This window comes from Hymenobacter metallicola (genome assembly GCF_004745645.1).
GTDB lineage: Bacteria > Bacteroidota > Bacteroidia > Cytophagales > Hymenobacteraceae > Hymenobacter > Hymenobacter metallicola.
Genome location: NZ_SRMB01000001.1, coordinates 1479985 through 1501830 on the forward strand (window position 1 = coordinate 1479985; position 21846 = coordinate 1501830).

19 protein-coding genes are annotated in these 21846 nt (G+C 60.6%); 9 read left to right on the forward strand and 10 right to left on the reverse strand.

Annotation, left to right across the window (positions count from 1 at the left end):
• Positions 1 to 108: 108 nt before the first annotated feature.
• The 4 genes from E5K02_RS06285 to E5K02_RS06300 form a co-directional block, all read right to left on the reverse strand.
• Complete coding sequence (locus E5K02_RS06285; RefSeq protein ID WP_135393136.1) at positions 109 to 1581, reverse strand: TolC family protein; 1473 nt, start codon at positions 1579 to 1581, stop codon at positions 109 to 111.
• Positions 1578 to 2990, reverse strand: coding sequence for an HlyD family secretion protein (locus E5K02_RS06290; RefSeq protein WP_135393138.1), 1413 nt, complete (start codon positions 2988 to 2990; stop codon positions 1578 to 1580). Before E5K02_RS06290 ends, E5K02_RS06285 begins: the two co-directional genes overlap by 4 nt.
• Positions 2991 to 3045: 55 nt before the next feature.
• Positions 3046 to 4773, reverse strand: a complete 1728-nt coding sequence (locus E5K02_RS06295; protein WP_135393140.1) for a peptidase domain-containing ABC transporter — start codon at positions 4771 to 4773, stop codon at positions 3046 to 3048.
• Positions 4774 to 4866: 93 nt separating this feature from the next.
• Positions 4867 to 5541, reverse strand: coding sequence for a TetR/AcrR family transcriptional regulator (locus E5K02_RS06300; protein WP_135393142.1), 675 nt, complete (start codon positions 5539 to 5541; stop codon positions 4867 to 4869).
• A 339-nt stretch (positions 5542 to 5880) separates the two neighbouring features.
• Here E5K02_RS06300 and E5K02_RS06305 point away from each other — a divergent pair, with 339 nt between their 5' ends.
• The 5 genes from E5K02_RS06305 (at position 5881) to E5K02_RS06325 (ending at position 12010) form a co-directional block, all read left to right on the forward strand.
• Positions 5881 to 7818, forward strand: a complete 1938-nt coding sequence (locus E5K02_RS06305; RefSeq protein WP_135393144.1) for an ABC transporter substrate-binding protein — start codon at positions 5881 to 5883, stop codon at positions 7816 to 7818.
• A gap of 72 nt (positions 7819 to 7890) precedes the next feature.
• Positions 7891 to 9213: a glutamate-1-semialdehyde 2,1-aminomutase gene (gene hemL / locus E5K02_RS06310; RefSeq protein ID WP_135393146.1), complete on the forward strand. Its 1323-nt coding sequence runs from the start codon at positions 7891 to 7893 to the stop codon at positions 9211 to 9213.
• A 413-nt stretch (positions 9214 to 9626) separates the two neighbouring features.
• Entirely contained in the window at positions 9627 to 10490 is an 864-nt protein-coding gene (locus E5K02_RS06315) for a hypothetical protein (protein ID WP_135393148.1), read from the forward strand.
• Between the two features lie 99 nt (positions 10491 to 10589).
• Positions 10590 to 11129 carry a dCTP deaminase gene (gene dcd, locus E5K02_RS06320; protein ID WP_135393150.1) on the forward strand — a complete coding sequence of 180 codons (540 nt, stop codon included), beginning with the start codon at positions 10590 to 10592 and terminating at the stop codon, positions 11127 to 11129.
• Positions 11130 to 11497: 368 nt separating this feature from the next.
• Positions 11498 to 12010, forward strand: a complete 513-nt coding sequence (locus E5K02_RS06325) for a hypothetical protein (RefSeq protein ID WP_135393152.1) — start codon at positions 11498 to 11500, stop codon at positions 12008 to 12010.
• A gap of 163 nt (positions 12011 to 12173) precedes the next feature.
• Here the strand turns inward: E5K02_RS06325 and gldC are convergent, their stop codons facing one another.
• Complete coding sequence (gldC, locus tag E5K02_RS06330) at positions 12174 to 12512, reverse strand: gliding motility protein GldC (RefSeq protein ID WP_135393154.1); 339 nt, start codon at positions 12510 to 12512, stop codon at positions 12174 to 12176.
• Between the two features lie 173 nt (positions 12513 to 12685).
• Positions 12686 to 13810 (reverse strand): DNA polymerase III subunit beta, encoded by a 1125-nt coding sequence (gene dnaN, locus E5K02_RS06335; RefSeq protein ID WP_135393156.1) that lies wholly within the window; start codon positions 13808 to 13810, stop codon positions 12686 to 12688.
• A 216-nt stretch (positions 13811 to 14026) separates the two neighbouring features.
• On the opposite strand from dnaN, the gene E5K02_RS06340 reads away from it, so the two are divergent.
• A complete protein-coding gene (locus tag E5K02_RS06340; RefSeq protein ID WP_135393158.1) occupies positions 14027 to 14479 on the forward strand; it encodes a BLUF domain-containing protein in 453 nt (150 codons plus the stop codon).
• A 107-nt stretch (positions 14480 to 14586) separates the two neighbouring features.
• Positions 14587 to 15030, forward strand: coding sequence for a BLUF domain-containing protein (locus tag E5K02_RS06345; protein WP_167856305.1), 444 nt, complete (start codon positions 14587 to 14589; stop codon positions 15028 to 15030).
• Here E5K02_RS06345 and E5K02_RS06350 read toward each other — a convergent pair.
• The 3 genes from E5K02_RS06350 to E5K02_RS06360 form a co-directional block, all read right to left on the reverse strand.
• A complete protein-coding gene (locus E5K02_RS06350; RefSeq protein ID WP_135393162.1) occupies positions 15027 to 16544 on the reverse strand; it encodes an FAD-binding oxidoreductase in 1518 nt (505 codons plus the stop codon). The genes E5K02_RS06345 and E5K02_RS06350 overlap by 4 nt on opposite strands.
• A 95-nt stretch (positions 16545 to 16639) precedes the next feature.
• Positions 16640 to 17125, reverse strand: coding sequence for a hypothetical protein (locus tag E5K02_RS06355; protein ID WP_135393164.1), 486 nt, complete (start codon positions 17123 to 17125; stop codon positions 16640 to 16642).
• The gene (locus tag E5K02_RS06360) at positions 17122 to 18237 is read right to left on the reverse strand and encodes a radical SAM family protein (RefSeq protein WP_135393166.1); all 1116 of its coding nucleotides are present in this window, start codon (positions 18235 to 18237) and stop codon (positions 17122 to 17124) included. The genes E5K02_RS06355 and E5K02_RS06360 overlap by 4 nt, the downstream gene beginning before the upstream one ends.
• A gap of 145 nt (positions 18238 to 18382) precedes the next feature.
• On the opposite strand from E5K02_RS06360, the gene E5K02_RS06365 reads away from it, so the two are divergent.
• Both E5K02_RS06365 and E5K02_RS06370 read left to right on the forward strand, forming a co-directional pair.
• Positions 18383 to 18952 carry a hypothetical protein gene (locus E5K02_RS06365; RefSeq protein ID WP_135393168.1) on the forward strand — a complete coding sequence of 190 codons (570 nt, stop codon included), beginning with the start codon at positions 18383 to 18385 and terminating at the stop codon, positions 18950 to 18952.
• A gap of 87 nt (positions 18953 to 19039) precedes the next feature.
• Positions 19040 to 19906, forward strand: a complete 867-nt coding sequence (locus tag E5K02_RS06370) for a DUF7003 family protein (RefSeq protein WP_135393170.1) — start codon at positions 19040 to 19042, stop codon at positions 19904 to 19906.
• Positions 19907 to 19994: 88 nt separating this feature from the next.
• Here E5K02_RS06370 and gldG read toward each other — a convergent pair whose 3' ends face one another.
• Complete coding sequence (gene gldG, locus E5K02_RS06375) at positions 19995 to 21719, reverse strand: gliding motility-associated ABC transporter substrate-binding protein GldG (protein WP_135393172.1); 1725 nt, start codon at positions 21717 to 21719, stop codon at positions 19995 to 19997.
• Between the last annotated feature and the right edge of the window lie 127 nt (positions 21720 to 21846).

Here is a 21846-nt window from a genome sequence, read left to right on the forward strand (position 1 = left end):
CTACTTGAGAACTACGGGCAAGTACGTAATTCTACCCCAATTCGGGGTATACTATACTCCTACCCAGGCTTCTTTTGTAAAGTTGGCAGAGCAACTCTGCCAGGTACATTACTCATTATCGGCGGGTGGCACTCCGCCCGCGGCCCAGCGCAGCGTAGCCTGGGTCTGGGCGTACTTGGCTTGCAGCTCGGCCAGTTTCAGGCGCGCACTTACCAGCGAAGATTCCCGGGTGTTCAGCAAAAACACGGAGCTTTCCCCGTTTTCAAACCGGATCTGCTCCCCTAGGCGCATCCGCTCGGCATTCGCCACGATTTGCTCCTGCAGGGCCAGCTGCTCGCGCAGGGCCTCCCAGTCGTTGGCCACGGTGCGCACCGTTGTTTCCACTGCGCGTGTATCCTGCTGCAAGCTCAGCTCGGTTTCCTGGAGCTTAAACCGGTTGAGCTGCAGCTTACTGCGTTCCTGGCGCAGCAGCAGCGGGTAGGCAAAGCTGACGCCGAGCTTGTAGTTGTTTTGCAGGTAGCTCCCATTCAAGCTGGCCGGCTTTTCGGCACTAAACGGCTGACCGGCCTGCAGCAGGTTGTAATCGAGGGAGAGTTTGGGCAGCAGCTTGTTGGTCAGCAGGCGCCGCTCCACGGTGAGTTGGCTGAGCTTGGCCCGGCTTTTCTGCAAGTCAGGATGAATCCGGCGGGCCAGCTCGCTGAGCGCGGCCACCGAATCGGGCGGCAGCGTGGGCCAACGGGTAAGCAGAGGCTGGGGCCGCACGGTAGCGGGCAGCTCCACGGGCTGGTTTTGCTCATTCCAGAGGTAGTTGCTGAGCAGCAGCGTGGCGTTGCGCCACTGAACCCGGGCCTGGGCCAGCGTCGCCTGCCGGTTTTGCAGCTCCGTCAGGGCCTCCACCGAGTCGATAGCGGCCAGGTCGCCCTGCCGCACCCGCTCCCGCACGGCCCGAAAACGCACCTGAGCCAGGTCGGCGTTGTAGCTCAGCAACGTCAGGCGCTGGTGGTTCAGGCTCCAGTCCCAGTAGTCTTTCGCGGCCTGCAACACGAGTTTATTCAGCGCCCCGCGCCGCTCGGCCTCGGCCAGCCCGCGCAAGGCCTGCGCCTGGCGCACCGCCGCCCGCCGCTCATCGATGAGCAAGCCTTGCGCCAGCGGCACCGACAAGCCCACGTAGCTCAGCCCGGCCGGCGACGTATAGTTTTCCGGGTTCACGTACGTGCCGGTGCCCCGTTCAAAGCCCGCTTTAATATCGGCCCCAAACCACAGCGGCACCCGCAGCTGGGTGTCCCAGTCGTGAAAGTACTCCTTGCCGCCGAAGGTTTTACCATAGTATTTACTGGTGGCATTGGGGTCGAACAGGCCCCGGGCGTAGCGTACTTCCTGCTGGGCCCGTTCGGGCAGCAAGGCCGCTTGCCGGGCTACTGGGTGGCGTAGCGTCACGAAGGTGAGCAAATCGGCCAGGGAGAAGATCAGGCCGGCCGAGTCGGGCGCGGCTCCTGGCTGCACCGGGCGGGCCAGGGGCTGGGCGGCCACCTTGTTGCCCAGCAACAGGCTGCCCAGCAGCACGAAGACAAGCATCCTCATTTGGCTTCGTCCTCCTCACTCCCACCGGCTTTCGAAGCCTTGTCGGTTTTGGCGGTTTTGGCGGTTTTGCCCGCTTTGTCGTCCTTGGCGGGGCCACCCACAAAGTTGGGCGGGAAGCCGTTGAGCTGCCGCCACAGTTCGTACCAGATGGGCACGTCGTCGAGCAGAGCCCAGCCGTACACACCCGAGCCCACGCGCAGCGGCCGGGGCCAGGGCTCCAGCTCGGGGTCGGGTGTCACCAGGATGCGGTATTGCCCCTGGGAATCAATGTTGTCGATGACGGCCACGACCCCACCAAACGTACCGTAGCTGGTGCCGGGCCAGCCGCTAAACACCAGGGCCGGCCAGCCGTCGAACTGCAGACGCACCTTGCGGCCCACGCTCAGCAGGGGAATATCCATGGGCTGCACGTAGAGTTCGGCCGCCAGGGCCGGGGCCTTGGGCATTACCGTCACGACCGGCTCGCCTTCCTTCACGATTTCGCCCAGACCTTCCTTTAGGGCACGCACCACGAACCCATCCTGCGGAGCCGTAATATGGTAGTACCCCGCCCGGATGCTGAGGCTGGCCAGCTCATTGCGCATCTTGGCAATCTGGCCTTCCGTGTCGAACTGGTAGCCGGTCGTGGAGCGGCGGTCCGACTCGGATTTAGCCAGCTTGTCCTGGTACTCGGCCTGCAGCGACGAGAGCTCGAGCTGGGCATTCTGCAGCTCCTGCCGGCTGGCGGCCAGCTTGTTTTCCACGGCCTGGCGCTTGGCCGTGCTTTCCTGGAACTTCAGGCGGCGCTGCTCCAGCTCGGTCAGCGACTTGAGCCCCTGTTGGTACAGGTTTTCCTGGCGGGTCAGCTGCTGGCGGGCAATGTCGAAGTCGTTGGTAGCGGCTCGGAGCTCCGCCTCATCCGAATTCACTTTCAACCGGGTCTGCGTAACCTTATTACGGGCTTTTTCCAGGCTTACCTGCAGGCCGCTGCGCAGGGCTACCTGCTGCGCTTCGAGGGCCGCGCCCTTGGCTTTGTTTTCACGCAGAGAGGCTATTTTAGCTTCCAGCTGTTCGCGGGTCCGCTGCAGCAGCTCGGGGTCGAAGTACTTGTCCTTGATTTCGGCAATGGCAACCAGCGTGTCGCCCTTCTTGACCGCCTGGCCCTCCTGCACCTGCCACCGCTCGATGCGGCCCGCAATGGTGCTGGGCACCGTCTGGGGTCGGTCCTGGGGCCGCAGGGTAGTTAGGGCCCCGGCCGAGCGAATATTTTGGGTCCAGGGCATAAAGCCGGCCAGGAATACCAATGCGCCTAACCCGGCCGCCCAGCGTGCCAGTGTGCGGCCCGCCTGCGGGGTCTGCACCCGCTGATACGAGCGGAAGCGGCTCGTAAACGGACTGGTTTCGTCAAGAGGTTTTTCTGCAAAAGGCATGTAAAGGGAAGTTAGCGTTGGGAATCAGCGAAAAGCGAGAAGCGTGTGGCCTGACTTAGGCCAGTAGCTCCTGGAACTCCGCTTGCTTCACAATAGAGGCGTAGGGCCCGTCGGCAACCAGCTCGCCTTCCCGGAGCAGGGCTAGGCGGGGGCAGTGCACCAACAGGCGCAGGTCGTTGGAGGCCAGTACCACCGTCCAGGCCTGGGCCGGCTCCAGCAGGCGCTTGAGAATCCGTAGGGCCTCGGCTGGCTCCACCCCGGGCAGAAAATGGTCGAGCAGCAACAGGCGAGGGCGGCGCACCAGGGCCCGGGCCAGCAGCAGCTTTTGCCGCATGCTGTCGGCCAGGGGGGTGCCAATGCCCAGCGGGGTATTCAGGCCCAGGGGCCGGGCGTAGATATCGTCACGCAGGCCCACCAGCTCCAGGGCCCAGGTGACGTCCCCGGCACTGATGGTGGGCTGCCGCAGGGTCAGGTTTTCGAGCAGAGTGCCCTCAAACAGGTTCTGGTGCGAGATATTGTCGCCCACCACACGGCCCAGGGTTTCGGCCTGAATATCCTGCAGAGCCAGCCCATCGTAGGCCACCACCCCGGTGTAGCCGTGCAGCAGCCCGGCCATCACGCGCAGCAAGGTAGTTTTGCCCGAGCCATCGAAGCCGGCCAGGCCCAGGTGCTCACCCGGGGCCAGCTCCAGCGACACGCCCCGCAGCGGCTGCTTTTGGCCGCCCGGGTATTCGTACGTCAAGTGGCGCAGCTCCACACTCAGGCCCGCCTGCGACTCGGGCAGCTTCAGGCCGGCGCCGGGAGTAGGCGTCAGCACCGGCAAGTCGAGCACATGCCCGATTTTGTCGATGGAAGTCAACGCATCGTAGACGACGTCGAGCTTGAGCAAGACTTTTTCGACGGCAGAAATCGTCATGATGATGATGATTTCGGCGGCTACGAACTGGCCAATGTTAATTTGCTTGTTGATTAGCAGCCAGCAGCCCAGAATCAGCAGGGTGGCGGTGATAAACGTTTTGAAGCCGACAAAGCCCAGGTATTGGGTAAGCAGCACCCGAAAGTGGCTTTGGCGGGCGGTAATGTAGCCTTCCACCAGCTCGTCGGTGCGGGTGTGGGCCAGTTCCTGCCGTGGCGAGTGCCGGAACGTGTACACCGTGCGGGCCACGTCTTCCAGCCAGGCCACGACCCGGTATTTGTACTTCGACTCGGCCAAGCTGGTACTCAGTCCCTTGGGGCCGCTAAAGCGCAGCAGCAAAGCCAGCAGCAGCACCAGCAGGCCGCCAAAGGCAATGAAAATGGGGTGGTAAAACGAGAGCAGCAGCAGGCCGAACAGGATTTGCAGGGCCGCAGCCGAAAACTCGACCAGCAGCGTTGCCAAGCCTTTTTGCAGGGTAGGCACGTCGAGCAGGCGGTTCATCAGCTCGGGCAGGTACTGCCCGTTCAGCGACTCGGTGCGGACCCGGGGCAAACGCACGGCAAAATCCAGGGCCATACGAGCAAACAGCCGCTGCTGCATAAACTCTACCAGATAGATCTGCATTACCTGCAAGCCCCCCACCAGCAAAGTCCCCAGCACGATAAAACCAATAAGCACTATCAGGGAAGTGCTGATGGCGCCGCTGCTCACGAACCCAATAACGGACTGCACACCCAACGGGAGCGTAAGGCTGATGAGGCCGGCCAGGGCCGCGTACACATATAAATAGGTAATGTCGCGACGCTCGGAGGCCAGCAGCCGGAACAGGCGCTGGCTCGGGGTTAGGGAAGACGAATGCTCAGCCATAACGACGGAAAGTAAAGTAAGCAGGAGGGGAAATACGGGTCTTTGTGAAGCAAGCGGCGCCCATGTACAAACGGGCTAGGTGGGCGGGCAGCCTCAGCACAGTGCCCCGAAAGCCAACCCTTCCAGAAAGGCCAGGATATCAGTTTCGGTGGTTTCCTGGGCTTTAGCGTCGGTGAGCGAAGGCAGGTGCTGCGCGTAGAACAGCTGCTTGCGCGCCGCCTCCAGCAGGGTGCTTGCCAGGGCGTGCGGGTAGGCATAGTCGGGCTTGATCTGCTCCACAATAGCGGCCACATCGGCCACCAAGCCCTTGTGCTCCCGAAATAAGCCGGCCTTGTTGTCCTCGTCTACCTCCCGGGTCAGGTACGACTTGGACGCCTCATTGACCACCACCCGGTACAGGGCCGCTTCGTCCAGCAGGGGCGTCGTTGGGTCGTCGTAGTGGGCCCGGGTCAGAATCTGCAGCACCAGGCGCAGGCGCTGGCGGGGCTCGGCCAGGTTGTGGGTATGAAAGCGAATCTGAAAGCGCAGGGAAGCCCAGTACCACGACACCAGATACACCAGCAGGCGGTGCTTATTTTCGAAATAGCGGTAGAGCGAGGCCTCGGTAGAATCGATGCGCTGCGCCAGCTTTTTGAAGGTGAACTGCTCGAACCCAATCTCGTCGATCAGCTTCACGCTCTCCGCCACCAAGCGGCGGCCCAGATCCGTCACCTGGGGGTCCCGCAGGTAGATGTTCTCGTTGAGGTCAATGCGCAGGGAAGTAGTCATCGGAAACGAAATAAAGGCGGCTGACTCGGCAGGCCGGCAAACCAAGCAAGCGCACCGGCCAAATGCCCACTTACTCTCGTCCAGCGGCGCAAAGATAAAACCTGGAACGCAAATAATAGCTTTACTATTACATTAAATAGTTTTAATATCACATTAAATAGCTTTAATATCTAAATCCACCACCAAGATCTTCCTTGCGCTTCCTGCGTACCTTTGTCACCGTGACCCGAGTTGCCCTGGCGCAACCGGTAGCGGCTTTTTTTCTTTTTACTCTTTGGTTCCTCTGGTATGAGGCATTTTTGCGCCCTGCGATTGTTTGCGTTGTGTTCTGGGTTGGCCATGGGTTTTCCCACTCAGGCTCAGCAGCCTACCTCCCGCCCGGCTACTTCAACCCAAGCGCCACCCAAGAAAACCCCGGCTGCTTCGGCCCCCGCTCCTGCTAAGCCTGGCTCAGTGCCCCCGCGTAGCACTCCCGCACCCAAGGCCAGCACGACCACTGCGCCTGCCAAAGCTACCTCCACGCCCGCCACAACCAAGCCTGCGACGAGTTCTACAGCCGCTCCTGCCAAAGCCGTTCCTACGGCTTCCCCGTCGGCGGCCAAACCTGCTCCGGCCAAGCCGACCGGCCCGCCCCTGCCAGCCAACATGGGCTCGAGCAACCCAGCGGTGCGCTACCAGAACGGCAAAACCCTGATTACCCAAGCCCGCTACGATTTGGCCATGCAGGAGCTGGAGCCGCTCACGCCCCCCGCGGCCAGATTTGAGCGGGGGCCGGAGGCGGCCTACCTATATGCCGTAGCCGCTACCCGGGCCAAGAAGTGGGCCGAGGCCGAGCAAATGCTGAATCTGCTGCGCAACGAGTACCCCACCTGGCCGAATCTGGCCGAAGCCTTTTTTCTGCAGGGGCAGGTTTCTTTCGAGTTGGGAGAAGCCGACAACGCCCTGAAGATTCTGGCCCAGATACCGGCCGATAAGCTGAGCGCGGAGCGGGAGGCTATGAAAGCCGTGTACCTGCCCCGGGTCAAGGACAAAGTACAGTTGCAAACCCTGTTGCAAAATTACCCTCAGGACGCGGCCGTGGCCCGGGCCTACGCCGATAAGCTGGTGGCCGGGGGCTGGTATACCGACGCCGACAAAGCCACCCTCGACCAGCTCGTGACCCAGCTGGGCCTCGACCGGACCCGTTACACGCCCCGGCCCAAAGCCCAGAAGAAAAGCAGCTACAATGTGGCCGTGCTCCTACCCTTCGAGTTTAACGACCCTAGCTGGGAGAAGCAGCGCAAAAACCAGTTTGTAACGGACCTGTACGCGGGGATGCGGCTGGCCCAGGATTCCTTGCAGCGGGAGGGCCGCCCGATTCAACTGTTTTCCTACGATACCGGCGCCGACACGCTTCAACTCAAGCAAGTACTGGCCCTGCCCGAACTGGCCTCCATGGACCTGATTATCGGCCCTGTGTACAAGTCGGGCAGTAAGATTCTGGCCCGCTACGCCCAGCAAAAGCAGATTATCTGCATCAACCCCTTGTCGCAGGACGCGGACTTGGTGCAGGATAACGGGTGGCACTATTTGTTTGAGCCCAGTACCGTGACCCAGGCCAAGCAGGCGGCCCAGTTTGCCATGTCGCGCTTCACCAGCCGCACGGCCGTAGTACTCTACGAAGACACCAAAGACGAAGCCGCTTTCGGGCAGGCCTACAAAACGGCCTACGAAGCGCTGGGCGGCAAGGTCCTGCAGCTGCGCCGCATCAACTCCGACGTGGAAGAGTCCCTCAACGCGGGCTTTGCGGGCATTGACTTAAAAACCGTCGGGCATCTGGTCGTAGCCTCCGACCACCGCAAGGCGGGTCCCTATACCTTGGGCATCATGCAGGCCCAGGGGGCCCGGCTGCCCCTGCTCACCTACGCATCCTGGCTTGACAACTCGCGCGTGAGCCTGGGCCAACTCGACTCGCGCGACGTCTTTTTTGTGCACCCGAAGTACTTGGATAAAACGGCCTACGGCGTGCGCCGCTTCCGCCAGCTCTACCTGCAGCGCCAAAACCTGCCGCCGTCGGTGTTTGCCTTCACCGGCTTCGAGTTGCTGTACTATTTTGGCTCTCAGCTCCACCTGCACGGGCCCGGTTTCCAGCAGAATCTGGCTTCCTCGGGGCCGGTTTCTGGCTCCATCTTCCAGGGAATCGGCTACCCCAGCGGGGCCCACGACAACCAGTACGTGCCTTTTACCAAGCTCGAACGACTGGAAGTAGAAGTACAGAACCCCGTGGGCCTCCGCTAGGTTATAGTACGGACACTCTTCTTCAATACCTCTAGTAGCGGACTTGCTGCCCGCTTTTACCTGCTTTTTCCTATGAATTCTTCTGCTCCCGCGGCCACGCTCAACCTCTCCACTTCCGACGCTCTGTTCACGCGGGCCAAAGACCATATCCCCGGCGGCGTCAATTCGCCCGTGCGCGCCTTCCGGGCCGTGGGTGGCCACCCCGTATTCATGAAGTCGGCCAAGGGTGCCTGGCTCACCGACGTGGATGGCAACCGCTACCTGGACTTTATCAACTCCTGGGGCCCCATGATTCTGGGCCACGCACCGGAAGTTGTGCTCAATGCCGTGCAGGAGGCTATTCAGGGTTCGTTGTCGTTTGGCGCCCCCACGCGCCGCGAAGTTGAAATGGCCGAGCTGATCAAGAAAATGGTGCCCAGCATCGAAAAGGTTCGGCTGGTAAATTCGGGCACGGAAGCTACCATGTCGGCCATCCGCGTGGCTCGGGGCTACACCGGCCGCAACAAGATCATCAAGTTTGAGGGCTGTTACCACGGCCACGGCGACTCCTTTCTGATTGCCGCCGGCAGCGGCGCCCTCACCCTGGGCACTCCCGATTCGCCCGGCGTCACCGAAGGCGTGGCCCAGGACACCATCACGGTTCCCTACAACGACCTGGCAGCAGCTCGTCAGGCTCTTGAAGTCAACCAAGACCAGGTAGCCGCCCTGATTCTGGAGCCAGTGGTCGGCAACATGGGCCTGGTAGCACCCGCCGAAGGCTACCTGCAGGGCCTGCGTGAGCTGTGCACCCGGCATGGTGTTGTCCTGATTTTCGACGAAGTGATGACGGGTTTCCGCCTGGCCCGCGGCGGGGCGCAGGAGCTTTACGGCATCACGCCCGATATGACGACTCTGGGTAAAATCATCGGGGGCGGCATGCCCGTGGGTGCCTACGGTGGCCGCCAGGACATTATGGACTGCGTGGCCCCTGCTGGCAAGGTGTACCAGGCTGGTACGCTTTCCGGCAACCCGATTGCCACCGCTGCCGGCATTGCCCAGCTCACGTACCTGCAGGAACACCCCGAGCTCTACCCCGAGCTGGAGCGCATCACTACCCGCATTGCCGACGGCACCCGCCAGATTGCCGCCGACCTGGGCCTGAACTACACCGTCAACCAGGTGGGCTCGATGTTTAGCGTGTTCTTTACCAGCTCACCCGTCAACAACCTGGAAGACGCCAAAACTTCCGATACCGAAGCTTTCGGCCGCTACTTCCGCGCCATGTTGCACCGCGGCATCTACCTGGCCCCGGCCCAGTACGAGGCCCTGTTCGTGTCCACAGCTATTACCGACGAGCTGGTCGACCAGTACCTGACGGCCTGCCGCGAGTCGATGCGCGAGGCGCACGGGCTGTAAGTATTTCGGGAGGCAAAGAGGCATAGTCGCGTAGGCATTGCCAAACAACTCGACTACGCTCCCCTGCTTCTACCTGCACCCCCCCATAGCCTGTCATTGCGAGCGAAGCGCGGCAATCCGTCCTCTGCGCAGTACGACTCGTTCTTTTACCAGAAAGCCCTTTCCCGCATGAGCAGGAAAGGGTTTTTCACTTTAGGAAGCTCAGCACATTTCAGAGGACGGATTGCCGCGCTTCGCTCGCAATGACGCTTTTTCTTTCAAACAGCTCAGTAGCATATCCTTGATTCCGCTGCCTACCCTTCGAAATTCAGCCGAACGAGTCGAGGCCATTTGGCGAAATGCACAGTTTTTTCGCTGCTTTTCCGAACCACGCCGGCAACCGGTTACCTTTGCGCCCAATCTGCTTTGCTGCCATGCGCCATTTCCGAGTTCTTTTCTCCCTTGTTTTCCTGCTTGTCGCCTCCCTGGGCCCCTTGCATGCCCAGGTAGAAGCGCCGGCCGTTGCCAACAAACGTCTGTTCAACCGTACCGTAGACGAACTCAACTTCCGGACTATGGAAACGGTGTACGACAAGTCGTTTACCCGCAATAAGTTTCCGGTCACGTTGCGTAGCCACAAGGCCCGCAAGGAGTTTGACGGGTACGGCGGCAATGCCAGCCTGAAGAAGCTGTTCTTGAACTATAACGACGTGTCGGAGCGATTCAAAGGCCGCTTCGGCAAGGGCCGCACCGATTTGGCGGAGTTCGAGAAGCAACTCAATTCCCTACTAGTCGACAAGAACTTCGAGTTCTTTATCCGCGTCCTGCCCCGCGACGAGCGGGTCGCCCTGATTCGCTCCCTGCAGCGGGCCATCAAGCAGGCCTCGGCCCAATTCAACGCCTCAGAAGACCCCAACCCGGAAGACGTAGCCGTGGATGAAGCCGCCGTACCGCCCGCCGATATCGACGCGGTACCTGCCACCTCGGCTCCTGTGGAAGACCCCGAGCCCCAGCCGGAGACGTTAAGCAGCTCCCGCCCAGCTCCTTCCGGGGCCGTACGACCGTTGGATATCTCCGTCCGTCACGACTGGGTCGACTACCTGGCCCTGATCTTGTCGGCCACCTCGGCGCTGCTCCTGTTCTACCTCATCACCACCGTGTTGCCCGATCTGCGGGCCCGTCTCGATGGCCTAGCCGAGGAACTGGAAGAGCGGCAGTCGGACGGCGGCCGCCCCCGCAAGCGCCCTGCTGGCTCGCTGCCCCAGGACCGCTACGGCGACGAAGATGACCCCGAGTAACCTCTATGGTTGAATGTTGCATCACATAGCAACTCCTGCGCTGTCGGCAGGTATCCCAGCACGGCATTCACCCCTCCGCATTAATCACTCCCCCTTTCCATGATTCTTACCGATCAGCAGATCCTGGCCGAAATTGAGCGCGGCAACATCGTCATTGAACCCTACGACCCCAGCTGCCTGGGTACGAATTCTTATGATGTGCACCTAGGCCGCTACCTAGCCACCTACCGCGACAACGTGCTGGATGCGCGCAAACACAACCAAATTGACGTGTTTGAAATACCCGCTGAAGAGGGCTTCGTGCTGCAGCCCGGCGTACTGTACCTCGGCGTCACGGAGGAATATACCGAAAGCCACGCGCAGGTTCCCTTCCTGGAAGGGAAGTCGAGCGTAGGTCGCCTGGGTATCGATATCCATGCAACTGCCGGCAAGGGCGACGTTGGTTTCTGCAATACCTGGACCCTGGAAATTTCCGTAACCCAACAGGTGCGCGTATACGCAGGCATGCCCATCGGCCAGCTCATTTACTTCGCCGTGCAGGGTGATGTGCAAACCTTCTACAACCGTAAAGCCAACGCCAAATACAACGACCGCACCGACAAGCCCGTCGAGTCTATGATGTGGAAAAACACCTTTTAAGGTGCGGAAGCGGGGGAATGTGCTAACGCCCCAGACTTATCCCTGCGAACGAAGCGCGGGCACACGTCCGCTGCGTCCTGCGACACGATTTTTTACCAGAAAGCCCTTTGCTACCGCGTGTAGCAAAGGGCTTTTTAGCTTGGAAGGCTGCGCTCATTTCCGAGGACGCTGGCTTTGCACTGCTCGCCCTGACTCATTTCTCGCAGCTGCCGCATTGCTCTTGGCTTTCTACCTTAGCGCTTGAGCACCTTATCTTACCCGAACTCGCTGGCACAGTTTTTCGTTAGCCTTACATACCTGCCAGGCGCTGAGGCACTCTTTTCGGCTGAATGGCAGCTTTTTATTTATCAATCAAACGCTTCTAGACCATGCGAAATCAACTTGCCACCGCCGCGCTGATTCTGGCCGCAACGCTGGGCGCGCAGGCTCAGCAGAAGCCCGCTATAGTTCAGCCTCAGGACAAAACCAAGACCACGCCTCGCCTAAGCGCGGTACAGGAGCGCGCCAAGCGCCTCTCCGACCAGATGGCCCGCGACCTGCGGCTCAATGGCTACCAGTCCACTCGTCTGCGCGCCATTAACGAAGATAAGGTAGCTAAAATGGCGGCTATTGAGCAGAAGAATGCCGGTAACCCTCGGCTGATCGATGAGCAGTGCGGCTTGGTGTGCCGCGAGCGGGACCAAGAGTTGCGCGGAGTACTGAGCAATTCCCAGTATAGCGCCTACTACGACTCCCGCGAGGATTTCTACAAATACGACAAGGACTACGCCAAGCAAACTAATGCAGTGTTTGTAAAGTCGGTGCAGAACCCGCTGCCCGCCAGCAGTCGCGGTGCCACCATTGGCCCGGCCCGTACATCGGGCGCCGAAACCGGCCGCTAGATTCTGCTGGTTCCCAGGTATAGAAAAAGCCCCGCTGGATTGCTCCGGCGGGGCTTTTCTGTTGAGTCAGAACGGGGTAGAGACGCATACTGGCGTCTTGTCCTTTGCGCCGGTTGAACGAATGGTGCTCAACGGCCAGACGCTAGTACGCGTCGCTGCGCCCTTAGCGCTGCTCGGCTTCCTGCTTGTTGAGGTAGTCGGTCAGCTCGCGGCAGAGGTTGCGCATTTTGGTGGCCATTTCCGTGTCGTTGGTAGCCGTAATCAGGCTTTCGGCCATGGCACCCATGGTGTCCACGTAGAAGCGCTTCATCTCGTCGACGGGCATTTCCTTGGTCCACAGGTCAATTTTCATCGTGCCGCGCTCGTCCCGGTCCCAGAGGGCAATGTTGATGGCCTTGGCAAAGTGAATATCGGGCCCCGCGTCGGTAGCCGTCCAGCTGATGGCCTCGGGTACTTTCTGGTCATCGAGGGCAATGCTGAAGCGGATTTCAGATTTTTTCATCGGAAGGATGTTCTTGTAAAAAAGTGTGTCATCCTGAGCTTGCGAAGGACCTTATTTCAGTTGAACATAAGCCGTTGTTACGACTCGTCCTTTCGTGATAAGGTCCTTCGCAAGCTCAGGATGACAGATGGTTTTTGTTTTGCGAATGTGCTACTGAGCCCAGTAAACCGAGCTTACACGTAGTTGTTCAGCATCACCGGCATGACCAGCATCAGGATGCTTTCGTTGTCGTCGGCGACGGTGGGCATGAGCAGGCCGGCGCGGTTGGGGGTGCTCAGCTCCAGGGTGATTTCCTCGGAGTCGATGTTAGAAAGCATCTCGGACAGGAAGCGGGCATTGAAGCCGATTTCCATGTCCTCGCCCTCGTACTGGCAGGCCAGGCGCTCATTGGCCTCGTTGCTGAAGTCGAGGTCTTCGGCCGAAATGGTCAGCTCGGAGCCGGCCAGGCGTAGGCGCACCTGGTGGGTGGTCTTGTTCGAGTAAATCATGATGCGCTTCACCGAGTTGAGGAACTCCGAGCGGCTGATGATGAGCTTGTTGGGGTTGCTGACCGGAATTACGTTTTCGTAATCGGGGTAGCGCTCGTCAATCAGGCGGCACACGAGGCGCATCTGGTTGAAGCTGAAGAAGGCATTGGAATTGTTGAACTCGACGCGCACGGTAGTTGCCTCGGAGGGCAGGGCACCTTTCAAGAGATTAAAAGCCTTGCGGGGAATAATCAGGTTGGCCGTCTGGCCGGCACCCACGTCGGAGCGGCGGTAGCGCAGCAGGCGGTGGCCGTCGGTGGCCACAAAGGTTACCTGGGCGTCGGCCAGCTGCACCAGAATGCCGGTCATGGCCGGGCGCAGCTCGTCGGTGCTAACAGCGAAGATGGTCTTGTTGATGGCGCGCTGCAGCGACGAAGAGGGAATCTCAATCGGGGCCGAACCTTTTACCACGGGCACGCGGGGGAAGTCGGTAGCGTTTTCGCCGGCCAGCTTGTAGCGGCCGTTGGCCGAGGCAATTTCAATGGTATAGGTTTCCTCGTCCAGGGTGAAAGTCACGGGCTGGTCGGGCAGGTTCTTCAGGGTGTCGAGCAGGATGCGGGCCGGGGCGGCAATGCGGCCACTCTCGCGGGCTTCCACGGGCAGCTCGGTAATCATGCTGGTCTCCAGGTCGGAGGCCGTAATCGTCAGTTTGCCATCCTCGATTTCAAAGAGAAAGTTCTCCAGAATCGGCACCACGGGGTTGTTGGTCACCACGCCATTGATGCTCTGCAGCTGCTTGAGCAAGGCGGAAGACGATACGATAAACTTCATATAGGCGGGGTTGGCTGGCGGTGTAAAGTAGAGGACAAAGATAGGAAACCGCAACCGGGTTTTCTAGTGACCGAGCGGGCGGGTTATCGTCATTGCGGGACCAGGCCCGCAGGGCCAAAGTGGGCGGCCCGGCCCAGTTCAGCCTATTCATTCAACTCAACCATTGAGTTCTTGCCGAAATAGTGGTTCTTTAAGAAGGGTTATTGGTTCTGCACTATGCTTTTATCACCTCCTGCTTCCCTATACCACTTAGCGTACCAGAGCACAGCAACCGGTATGCCTACTGAGCAAGACCTGGAGGAACTGCTGGTGCAGGCCCGCGCCACGAATCAACAACACGGCCTGACCGGCGTGCTGCTTTATTGTGAAGGGCGGTTTATGCAGGTGCTTGAGGGGTCGGAAGAAGCCGTGCAGGGTATCTACGCCCGCATTGAGCGTGACCTGCGGCATCACAACGTCATCAAGTTCACGGATGGCCCCATCCGCCGGCGGAGCTTCTCTACTTGGTCGATGGGCTTTAAGGCCGTCCATCCCGAGGACTTTCAGCACCTGGCATGCTATCTGAACCCGGCCGCCCCCTCCTTTCCGCCTACCGTGCCCGAAACCGATACCAGCACCCTGCACGCGCTGCTGGCCTCTTTTCTAACCGACGAATCCATCCGGTACTAAGCTTTTTTCACTAGCCCGGCGGCCAGGTTGTATTTAAATTGACCCGACCATTGCGCAGATGCGGCAAATCTTTTTACTTGTAGATATCCTATATGTATTTGCACCGCATGCCTGCCGCGTCCCACTACCACCTGGTTTACCAGAGCAACGTAACTGCCCCCCTAAGCCAACCCGAACTCGAAGCGCTGCTGGTGCAGTCGCGCGCCTGGAACCACAGCCACGACCTGACCGGCGTGCTACTCTACTGTGACTCGAACATTATTCAGGTGCTGGAGGGCCCCGAAGAGGAGGTAGAATACATCTTCGCCCGCATCGAGCAGGACCTGCGCCACTACGACGTGACCAAGCTGGCCGACGGGCCCATTCCGCGCCGCAACTTCTCGCAGTGGTCCATGGGCTTTAAATCGGTGCACCCGGGGGACTTGACCTACCTGGCTGGCTACCTGAACCCGGCTGCCCCAACATATTCCGCCGCTATTGCCGAAACCAACGTCTCGTCGCTGCACGAGTTGCTGGCCGCCTTCGTTACCGACGAACCGATTCGGTACTAGTTTCTAGCAGCCACATTGGCAGCGGGCGCCAAGTGCTGGTACTGCTGATAAAACGTATTCTGGAACAGCCCGCGGGGGTCGTACTGCCGCTTTAGGCGCAGAAACTCCGGCATCATGGGGTAGGCATTTTCGAGTTGGGTGTCTGTGGCGTGCAGGCGGTAGGGCAAATAATAAACCCCGTCCAGCCGGGTGGCCGCCTCAATCAGCTCCTGAGTGAGTTGCTGCATATCCTGCTCGGCTTGGGGCGTTATGTCCTGATTGAAGAACATGACGAACCCGAACACTTCCTCCCGGGCGTAGGGCAGGAAGGTATCCTTATCGGGGTAAACGTTGCGCAGGGTGATGTTGAGCAAATCGGCCTGGTGGCGGGGCACGATGCGCTGCAACGCCCGCCGAAACGCGTCGAAATTGCGGCGCGGAATAAAGTACTCGTGCAGCACGTCGGTTTGCCCAGCCGTGCGGTTCAGGTACAGCGCCGGGCTTTCGTTCATGATCTGGTTGCGGGTAAACTCATTGCCGACCTGGGTGCGGGTAAAGGTGCGCTCCATGTTCCAGCGCAGCTGTTTGCCGTACCCATCCCGCTTGGAGCCCAGAAAAATGGCCCGTTTCAGGTCCGTCAGGCCGGGCTCCTGCAAGGAGCCACCGCGCGGGGCCGGCCCTTCGCGCTCAAAGTAGTTGAGCATCACGCCTTCCAGAAAGTTGTCCGGCGTCACGTTGAGGCGCCCGTAGGCCAGGCCCACGCGCGGGTTGCGGTCCACATGCTTCGCGTATTGCTCCAGATAGGTAGCGGCCGGGGCGTACACGCGGTGGTAGGAATACTGCTCGTTGGGCACCGTGCGCAGCTGGGCTTCCAGGATAATACCCAGCAGCCCGTAGCCGCCCAGGACCAGGGAAAACAGCTGCTGGTTTTGGCGGCGGCTGCAGGTCAGTACCCGGCCATCGGCCAGCAGTACCCGTATGGCTTCCACCGAGCCGGCAATGGGTGGCTGGTTGGGCTGCCAGCCGTGGCAGTTCACGCTCAGGGAACCCCCTACGGAAAAGGCGTTGTCGGACTGCATGGTGGCCACGGCCCGGCCGTAGCGGTTCAGGTAAGGGATGACGTCGGCCCAGAGGGCACCGCTGCCCACGGTCAGGACTTGGGTGGTCGTATCGAGGTGCAGGTGGCGGAAGGGCAGCATGTTCAGGCGGATACCGTCGGGGGCCAGGGTGTGGCCGCCCATGCTGTGCTTGGCCCCGGCAATGGCGATGGGCAGGTGCTGCTGGTCGGCATAGCGCAGTAATTCGCGCAACTGGCGCAGAGCCGCGGCCGTGTCGGCGGCCACGGCTATTTCGGCCCGGACGGGGGTCTTGTTTAAGTGGCTGATGTCATCGGCTTGGCCACGGGGCAGCCGGGCCAGGGTGCTGGCATCGTGGCGGTGGGTTTTCCAGAGGTGGGAGGCCGGCCGTATCAACACCCCCAATAGCACGCATACGACGACCAGCAGGCTGGCCAGAATGACCTGTTTCCGCTTCATAATGAATAGAGAACAACTACTGCATAAAAGGTTAGTACCCGCAAAATACGCAGACCGGCCAACTCAACAATTCAATGCCTGAGCCTACCCATATTTTAGCTGGATGCCTCCCCTGCCGCCTGGCACAGGCGCAGGATTTCCCGGTCGGCCGGAGTATTGCGGCGGATGCACTGGTAGAGTAAATGGGGTACCGACGCCAGTGGCAGGCCCGCTTGCCAGTGCCGTTCCGGAGCAAACTCTTCCCAACGCATAAAGGCATTCTCGTAGGAAAGGTCGAGGATGGCGCCCTGCCAGCGGGCCCGCAGGTAGTACTTGCCGCGTAGCTGGGCCTCGGTGAGCGGCACCGGCACCGGCTTCTGCCACAGCGTTAGTTCCCAGCCCGTTGCCTGCAACAGCTGCACGAGCCGGTTCAACTGCGCCACGTCGAAGGGCACGAGCAGGTCACAATCGTGGGCGGGCCAGTGGGCCAGGGTGGGGCACTGCCAGCGCAAGGCCAGGGAACCGATAACGCAGAATTCCAGGCCGGCTTCGACCAGCGCATGCAGGGTGCGGCGGTAGAGCTGCTCGTGCTCGGGGCTCATGCCGAGGGGTAATAGTAGTCGAGAGAGGGTTTGGGCACCCGGCTCAGCACCCGGCTGTCGGGGTCCCAGTCGCCGGACAGGGTACCGTCGGAGTGCAGGATGAGCTTTTGCAGCACGCCGGTAGCATTGGCCGCCTGCAGGGCCGGGTAGCTGCTGGTTTCGAAAATGACTTCCAGCTCCTGCCAGCGGTAATGCTCGTTGTAGTAATAGTAGCCGAAGGTGCTGCCCGCGTACTCCCAACCGGGCCGGGTGGCTTCGAGCGTGGGCGCCACGGCCGTCAGTAGGGGCTCGATGGGGACGCGGTTCTGCTCAATCCACTCGGTAAAGACGTTGGGCAAATAGCTGCCTTCCAGCCGGCTCAGCTCCCGAAACACCACCTGCCGCACGCCCAGCCCGGCGGCCCACCGGAGGTAACGCTCCACGTCGGGCAGGGTGGCAATGCCCAGGCGGGTCAGGATGCAGGAATTTTTGACGGACAAATGCCGGTGCAGCCAGCCCACGGTGGCCGCGTACACGGCGTTGTGACGAATGGGCTGGTTGCGGTTGAAGCGCATGATCTGCTGGTTCACGGCCTCGTCGTCGTGGCAGCGCGAGAGTTCGAGCCGGCTCAGGCCGAAGTCTTCCAGAGCCAAACCCAAATCAGGCTGGGTGGCCAGGCCGCTGCCGTTGGTATAAAGCACTTTCTCATTGAACACCACGCCTTCCCCTTCCAGCCCCGTGAGGCAGGCCAGCAGCTCGCGCAGCCACACCGGCTCGGCCGTGGCTTCCAGCCCCGACAAGCTCAGCCCCAGCGGAAAGCCCCGAAATGGGAGCAGCACCTGGCGCAGGCGCTGGAAGTAGGCCGGGTAGTCGTTAATCAGGCGCTTGGCCGTGAGCTGGTGGCCCTCGTGGCGCAGCAGCTCTTCCGAGCAAAACGCGCAGTGGGCGTTGCAGCGCACCGCGTTGGCAAAGGGCGTGAAGGTGAGGCCGGGCCGCAGCTGGTGGGTGCGCCCAAAGGCGGCCACTGCCACCGGAGCCACGGGCTGGTAAAACTGCCAGGCCGCGGCTCGGAACTGGGCTAGCTCGGCGGAGCTCGTGGCGGTCTGGTACTGGTTGCGCAGGGTAGGTGCCATAGAGTTAGCTAAGCTAGCTTTTTTGGGCAGAAGCGGCCTGAAAGCCGGGGGCATCCCCCGTAACTTTCTGGTTGAAACAATTAGAGGCCAAACATTTTAAAATGTTTGGCCTCTAATTGTTTCAACCTTTTGCCTTTCTTCCGCTATGGCTGATTCTATCCGTACCCACCTTGGCTTCACGCAAGAAATGCTGGCCGGCTGGCTGGGCGTTTCCCGCGTCAGCGTGGCCCTGGCTGAACAGGGCCATCCGCACCTGCCGTACGGGGCCGGACTCCAAATGGCCCGCCTAGTACTGGCGACGCAGGGCTTGGTCTACAACCCAGAGGGTAATACTCCTGCCCCACCCGCGTTGCCCCTACCCGCCCCGGACCTTGATCCACTGGTAGCGCGCCTGGATTATTGCCAGCACCGCAGCCGCAACCTGCGCCGGGCCCTGGAGCGACTTCGGGCACAAGCGGCTCCCCTCGAAGCCCGCTTAGCCACCCTGCCCGCCCTGCGTACCTGGACCGGGGCCGTACGCAACCCCTCTCTGGAAGAAAGCTGGCTGGCCTTGATCGAGCATGAAGCCAGCAGTGGCCTGCGCTACGACTGCGGCCAGGGGCCCCATAAGCTGCTGGAGGCAAGAATTGCAGGGCTGGAACGGGAGGCCCAGGTGCTGCGGGAGTTGCTGGAGACTCCGGAATTAAGCTCGAATGCTGGTCCAGGAGAAAGTTAAATCTCCATCACCACGCAACCGGTCATATCAACCAATCAACTAGACTTGTGGGCCAGCAAACGGGCTGGACTGTATTTCAAGCAAATTATGATTTCAGAGCAAGATGTACTCACCGCCCTCGACCACGCCAATGATGGCTACTACTGCCATTTCATTTCTCTGAATCACCCCTACGTCTACCTGATTGACACCCGGCTAAGCCTTTTCCGCAGCGGGGATGAATGGGCTATTGCTGCGGAGATACTAGGCTTTCCTCCCCGCGGCGGCTTTATCGAACTCAACATTTATTACTACGGCAACTGCCTTGTTAATCTGGAGCAGTACAACAACCGCCCTACGAACACTTACACAGTATATCCAATTGACGAGGCCTCCTTCCAGAAAACTGCCCCGGAGGAATTCTTGAACCCCACAGCCGCTACCATGTTAATACGCGACGTGAACGTACCGGTGCAATATAATAAGGAGGAATATGCTCAGGCCGGTATTGAGCTAACAGAATTGGAACCGGACCGCATCGAGTTGGAAGAGCTGGCCCGCTTGCTGATTACCAAGCACCCCGATTTATTTCGGGCCACGGATGCGGAGCTGTATAAGTTCATTCCGGCCCATTTGAGCAAAGTTCTCGTGCTCGATGAATGGCACCACAAGGACTTTACCGTGAGTCCGCCCAAGGTATTGACCGATCAGGAAATTGTGGGGGCCTATGAACTCAACACCAACATCGGTGGCCTACACGGTATAAGTTGTGAAGACCTAGCGGCTCTTATTTGTGAGCAAGAGGGGCGTTTAGCTCAGCAGGCCCAACAGGAATGGAACAGTAGCCGCCCGGGCAGCTACGAGACCTGGCAGCAGCTGGCCAAAGTGCTGGCTACCGGCGACGTGCGGCACTACCAACCGACACTGCCGCCGAATACGCACTGGTCGAACTGGCCGGAATCCGGGGCCTTATAGCGCGAAACAGTAGCGCGAACTGTGTAGTCTGCGTGCCCCGCGCCGTAGCGACGATTATCGTTCAGGCACGCGAACTACACAGTTCGCGCTACTGGCCAAACGACGCGTAGCGCCGCTTGCGCCGCCAAGCCCGCACGGCCCCGAACCCGCCCAGCAGCACCAGCGGGGCGGCCAGATTCAGCAGCTGCCAGCGGCTTTTCTGCTCGATGACTTTGAGCTTGTCCAGGGGGCGGAGGGTGATTTGCTTGCCGCGCACCGAAATCAGGCCGCTTTCGTCGAGCATGTAGTCGACGGCGTTGAGGACCAGCTCGCGGTTGGCGAATTCGGTGTTGGCCAGGCGGTCGAAGCCCAGGCGGTAGGGGTTGCCGGTTTTGGGGTCCAGCTCGGAGCGGATAAAGTCGCCATCGGAGATGACCAGCACCTTCGAAGGCTTGGCGTTGGGTGAGGTGGCGGGCAGGAAGTTGCTGGTGCCAGGCTCGGCGCGGTTGGCATAGAGCGACGGAAACTGGCCTTCGAGCAGGTAGCCCACGGGCTTGAAGCTTTCCTTGTAGAGCTTCTGGTTGGGCTCCAGGCGGGCGTCGTTGAAGTTGATGGGCACGGGCGCGGGCAGCACGCGGGTGTAGCGCGAGGTAAACAGCAGCGGGGTCTTGCGGATACCCGCGGCCTTCACGGTATCAATCGTGCTGATGAACTTGGTGTAGACCGCGTCGAGGTTGCGGGTGATGGGGTGCTTGCTGAAGGAGTTGATGAGCGGGTAAAACTGCCAGGGCATGGGCTCGACCTTGGGCTTGTCGCCCTCCATGCCGGTTACCAAGGGAATCACGCCCGAGTTGAGGTCGAGCAGCAGGTCGGGGTTGACGCGCACGCCGTACTTGAAGAGCTGGTCTTCCAGGTTGAGCTGCAAGGGAAAGGACAGCATACCGCCGCGGTTGGCGCTGTCCATATTCACCCGCATGGCATCCACGAAGAACAGCGCGTTGCCACCCTGGGTGATAAACTGGTCGAGCTTGAACTTCTCGGGCTCGGTGTAGGCCGTGCTGGGCTTGGCCACGATGATGGCGCTGAGGGTGCGCAAATCCTGGGGGCGGGTCTTGCGCAAATCGACGCGGAACACGTCGTAGTATTGCTGCAACGAGCCGATGATGTCGCCGGCTTCGGCGTTGGAGAGTTCCCCGTGGCCTTCGAGCACCCCGATGCGCTTACGCTGGCCGGGGTTGAGCTTGCGCACGGCACTGGCCAATTCATATTCCAGGCCTTCGATGCTTTGGTTGAGGCGCACGTCGGAGGGGGCGGCCTGGTTGCCGCGCAGCAGCAGCACCTGTTCTTCCTTGCCCCCGGCCGCTACCGTGGCCCAGGGAAAGATGATTTTCTCGACCCGCTTGCCGTTCTCGTTGGCCCCGAGGTTGGTGGGGCGCAGGCCTTTCTTGAGCAAAGAAGCATAGTACTCGTTGCGGGCCTTTTCGGTGCCGGCCGCCGAGGGGTCGACGAAGACGTAGTGCAGGTTGGTGCCGCCGTAGACCTGCATTTCGTTCAGGGTTTCGCGCACGGCCTGCTGCAAGCGGCGGAAGCCGGGCGGAAAGTCGCCGTCCAAGTACACGGTCACCGTCACGGGCTGCTTGAGGTTCTCGAGCAGCGTTTTGGTGGCCGGGGCCATGGTGTAGCGCTTTTCCTGAGTCAGGTCGAGGCGGAAAAAGAACTGCTGACCCAGGAAGTTGAGCAGCAGCAAGGCACCCACTACCGCCGAGAAGCGGAGCAGGTCGCGGCGGCGGCGGGACGTGGCGGGAGCAGCAGTTGCGGGCGTATCAGAAGCCATAAGAGGCGGCTAAGTTAGAGCTAAAAGCTCCCCTCCTTGTTGAAAGGAGGGGTGGCCGAAGGCCGGGGTGGTTGACTAGAGCTAGAACATTAGAACTAGTAATCGTTCAACGACGAAACCACCCCGC

Excerpts from the sequence above, each read along its gene's own strand:
- E5K02_RS06340 (WP_135393158.1), top strand. The coding sequence starts at position 14,027 with ATGCTTTTATCACCTCCTGCTTCCCTATACCACTTAGCGTACCAGAGC.
- dcd (WP_135393150.1), top strand. The coding sequence starts at position 10,590 with ATGATTCTTACCGATCAGCAGATCCTGGCCGAAATTGAGCGCGGCAAC.
- E5K02_RS06350 (WP_135393162.1), bottom strand. The coding sequence starts at position 16,544 with ATGAAGCGGAAACAGGTCATTCTGGCCAGCCTGCTGGTCGTCGTATGC.
- E5K02_RS06295 (WP_135393140.1), bottom strand. The coding sequence starts at position 4,773 with ATGGCTGAGCATTCGTCTTCCCTAACCCCGAGCCAGCGCCTGTTCCGG.
- E5K02_RS06285 (WP_135393136.1), bottom strand. The coding sequence starts at position 1,581 with ATGAGGATGCTTGTCTTCGTGCTGCTGGGCAGCCTGTTGCTGGGCAAC.
- E5K02_RS06325 (WP_135393152.1), top strand. The coding sequence starts at position 11,498 with ATGCGAAATCAACTTGCCACCGCCGCGCTGATTCTGGCCGCAACGCTG.
- gldG (WP_135393172.1), bottom strand. The coding sequence starts at position 21,719 with ATGGCTTCTGATACGCCCGCAACTGCTGCTCCCGCCACGTCCCGCCGC.
- E5K02_RS06360 (WP_135393166.1), bottom strand. The coding sequence starts at position 18,237 with ATGGCACCTACCCTGCGCAACCAGTACCAGACCGCCACGAGCTCCGCC.
- E5K02_RS06370 (WP_135393170.1), top strand. The coding sequence starts at position 19,040 with ATGATTTCAGAGCAAGATGTACTCACCGCCCTCGACCACGCCAATGAT.
- gldC (WP_135393154.1), bottom strand. The coding sequence starts at position 12,512 with ATGAAAAAATCTGAAATCCGCTTCAGCATTGCCCTCGATGACCAGAAA.
- E5K02_RS06345 (WP_167856305.1), top strand. The coding sequence starts at position 14,587 with ATGCCTGCCGCGTCCCACTACCACCTGGTTTACCAGAGCAACGTAACT.
- hemL (WP_135393146.1), top strand. The coding sequence starts at position 7,891 with ATGAATTCTTCTGCTCCCGCGGCCACGCTCAACCTCTCCACTTCCGAC.
- E5K02_RS06365 (WP_135393168.1), top strand. The coding sequence starts at position 18,383 with ATGGCTGATTCTATCCGTACCCACCTTGGCTTCACGCAAGAAATGCTG.
- E5K02_RS06300 (WP_135393142.1), bottom strand. The coding sequence starts at position 5,541 with ATGACTACTTCCCTGCGCATTGACCTCAACGAGAACATCTACCTGCGG.
- E5K02_RS06305 (WP_135393144.1), top strand. The coding sequence starts at position 5,881 with ATGGGTTTTCCCACTCAGGCTCAGCAGCCTACCTCCCGCCCGGCTACT.
- E5K02_RS06355 (WP_135393164.1), bottom strand. The coding sequence starts at position 17,125 with ATGAGCCCCGAGCACGAGCAGCTCTACCGCCGCACCCTGCATGCGCTG.
- E5K02_RS06315 (WP_135393148.1), top strand. The coding sequence starts at position 9,627 with ATGCGCCATTTCCGAGTTCTTTTCTCCCTTGTTTTCCTGCTTGTCGCC.
- E5K02_RS06290 (WP_135393138.1), bottom strand. The coding sequence starts at position 2,990 with ATGCCTTTTGCAGAAAAACCTCTTGACGAAACCAGTCCGTTTACGAGC.
- dnaN (WP_135393156.1), bottom strand. The coding sequence starts at position 13,810 with ATGAAGTTTATCGTATCGTCTTCCGCCTTGCTCAAGCAGCTGCAGAGC.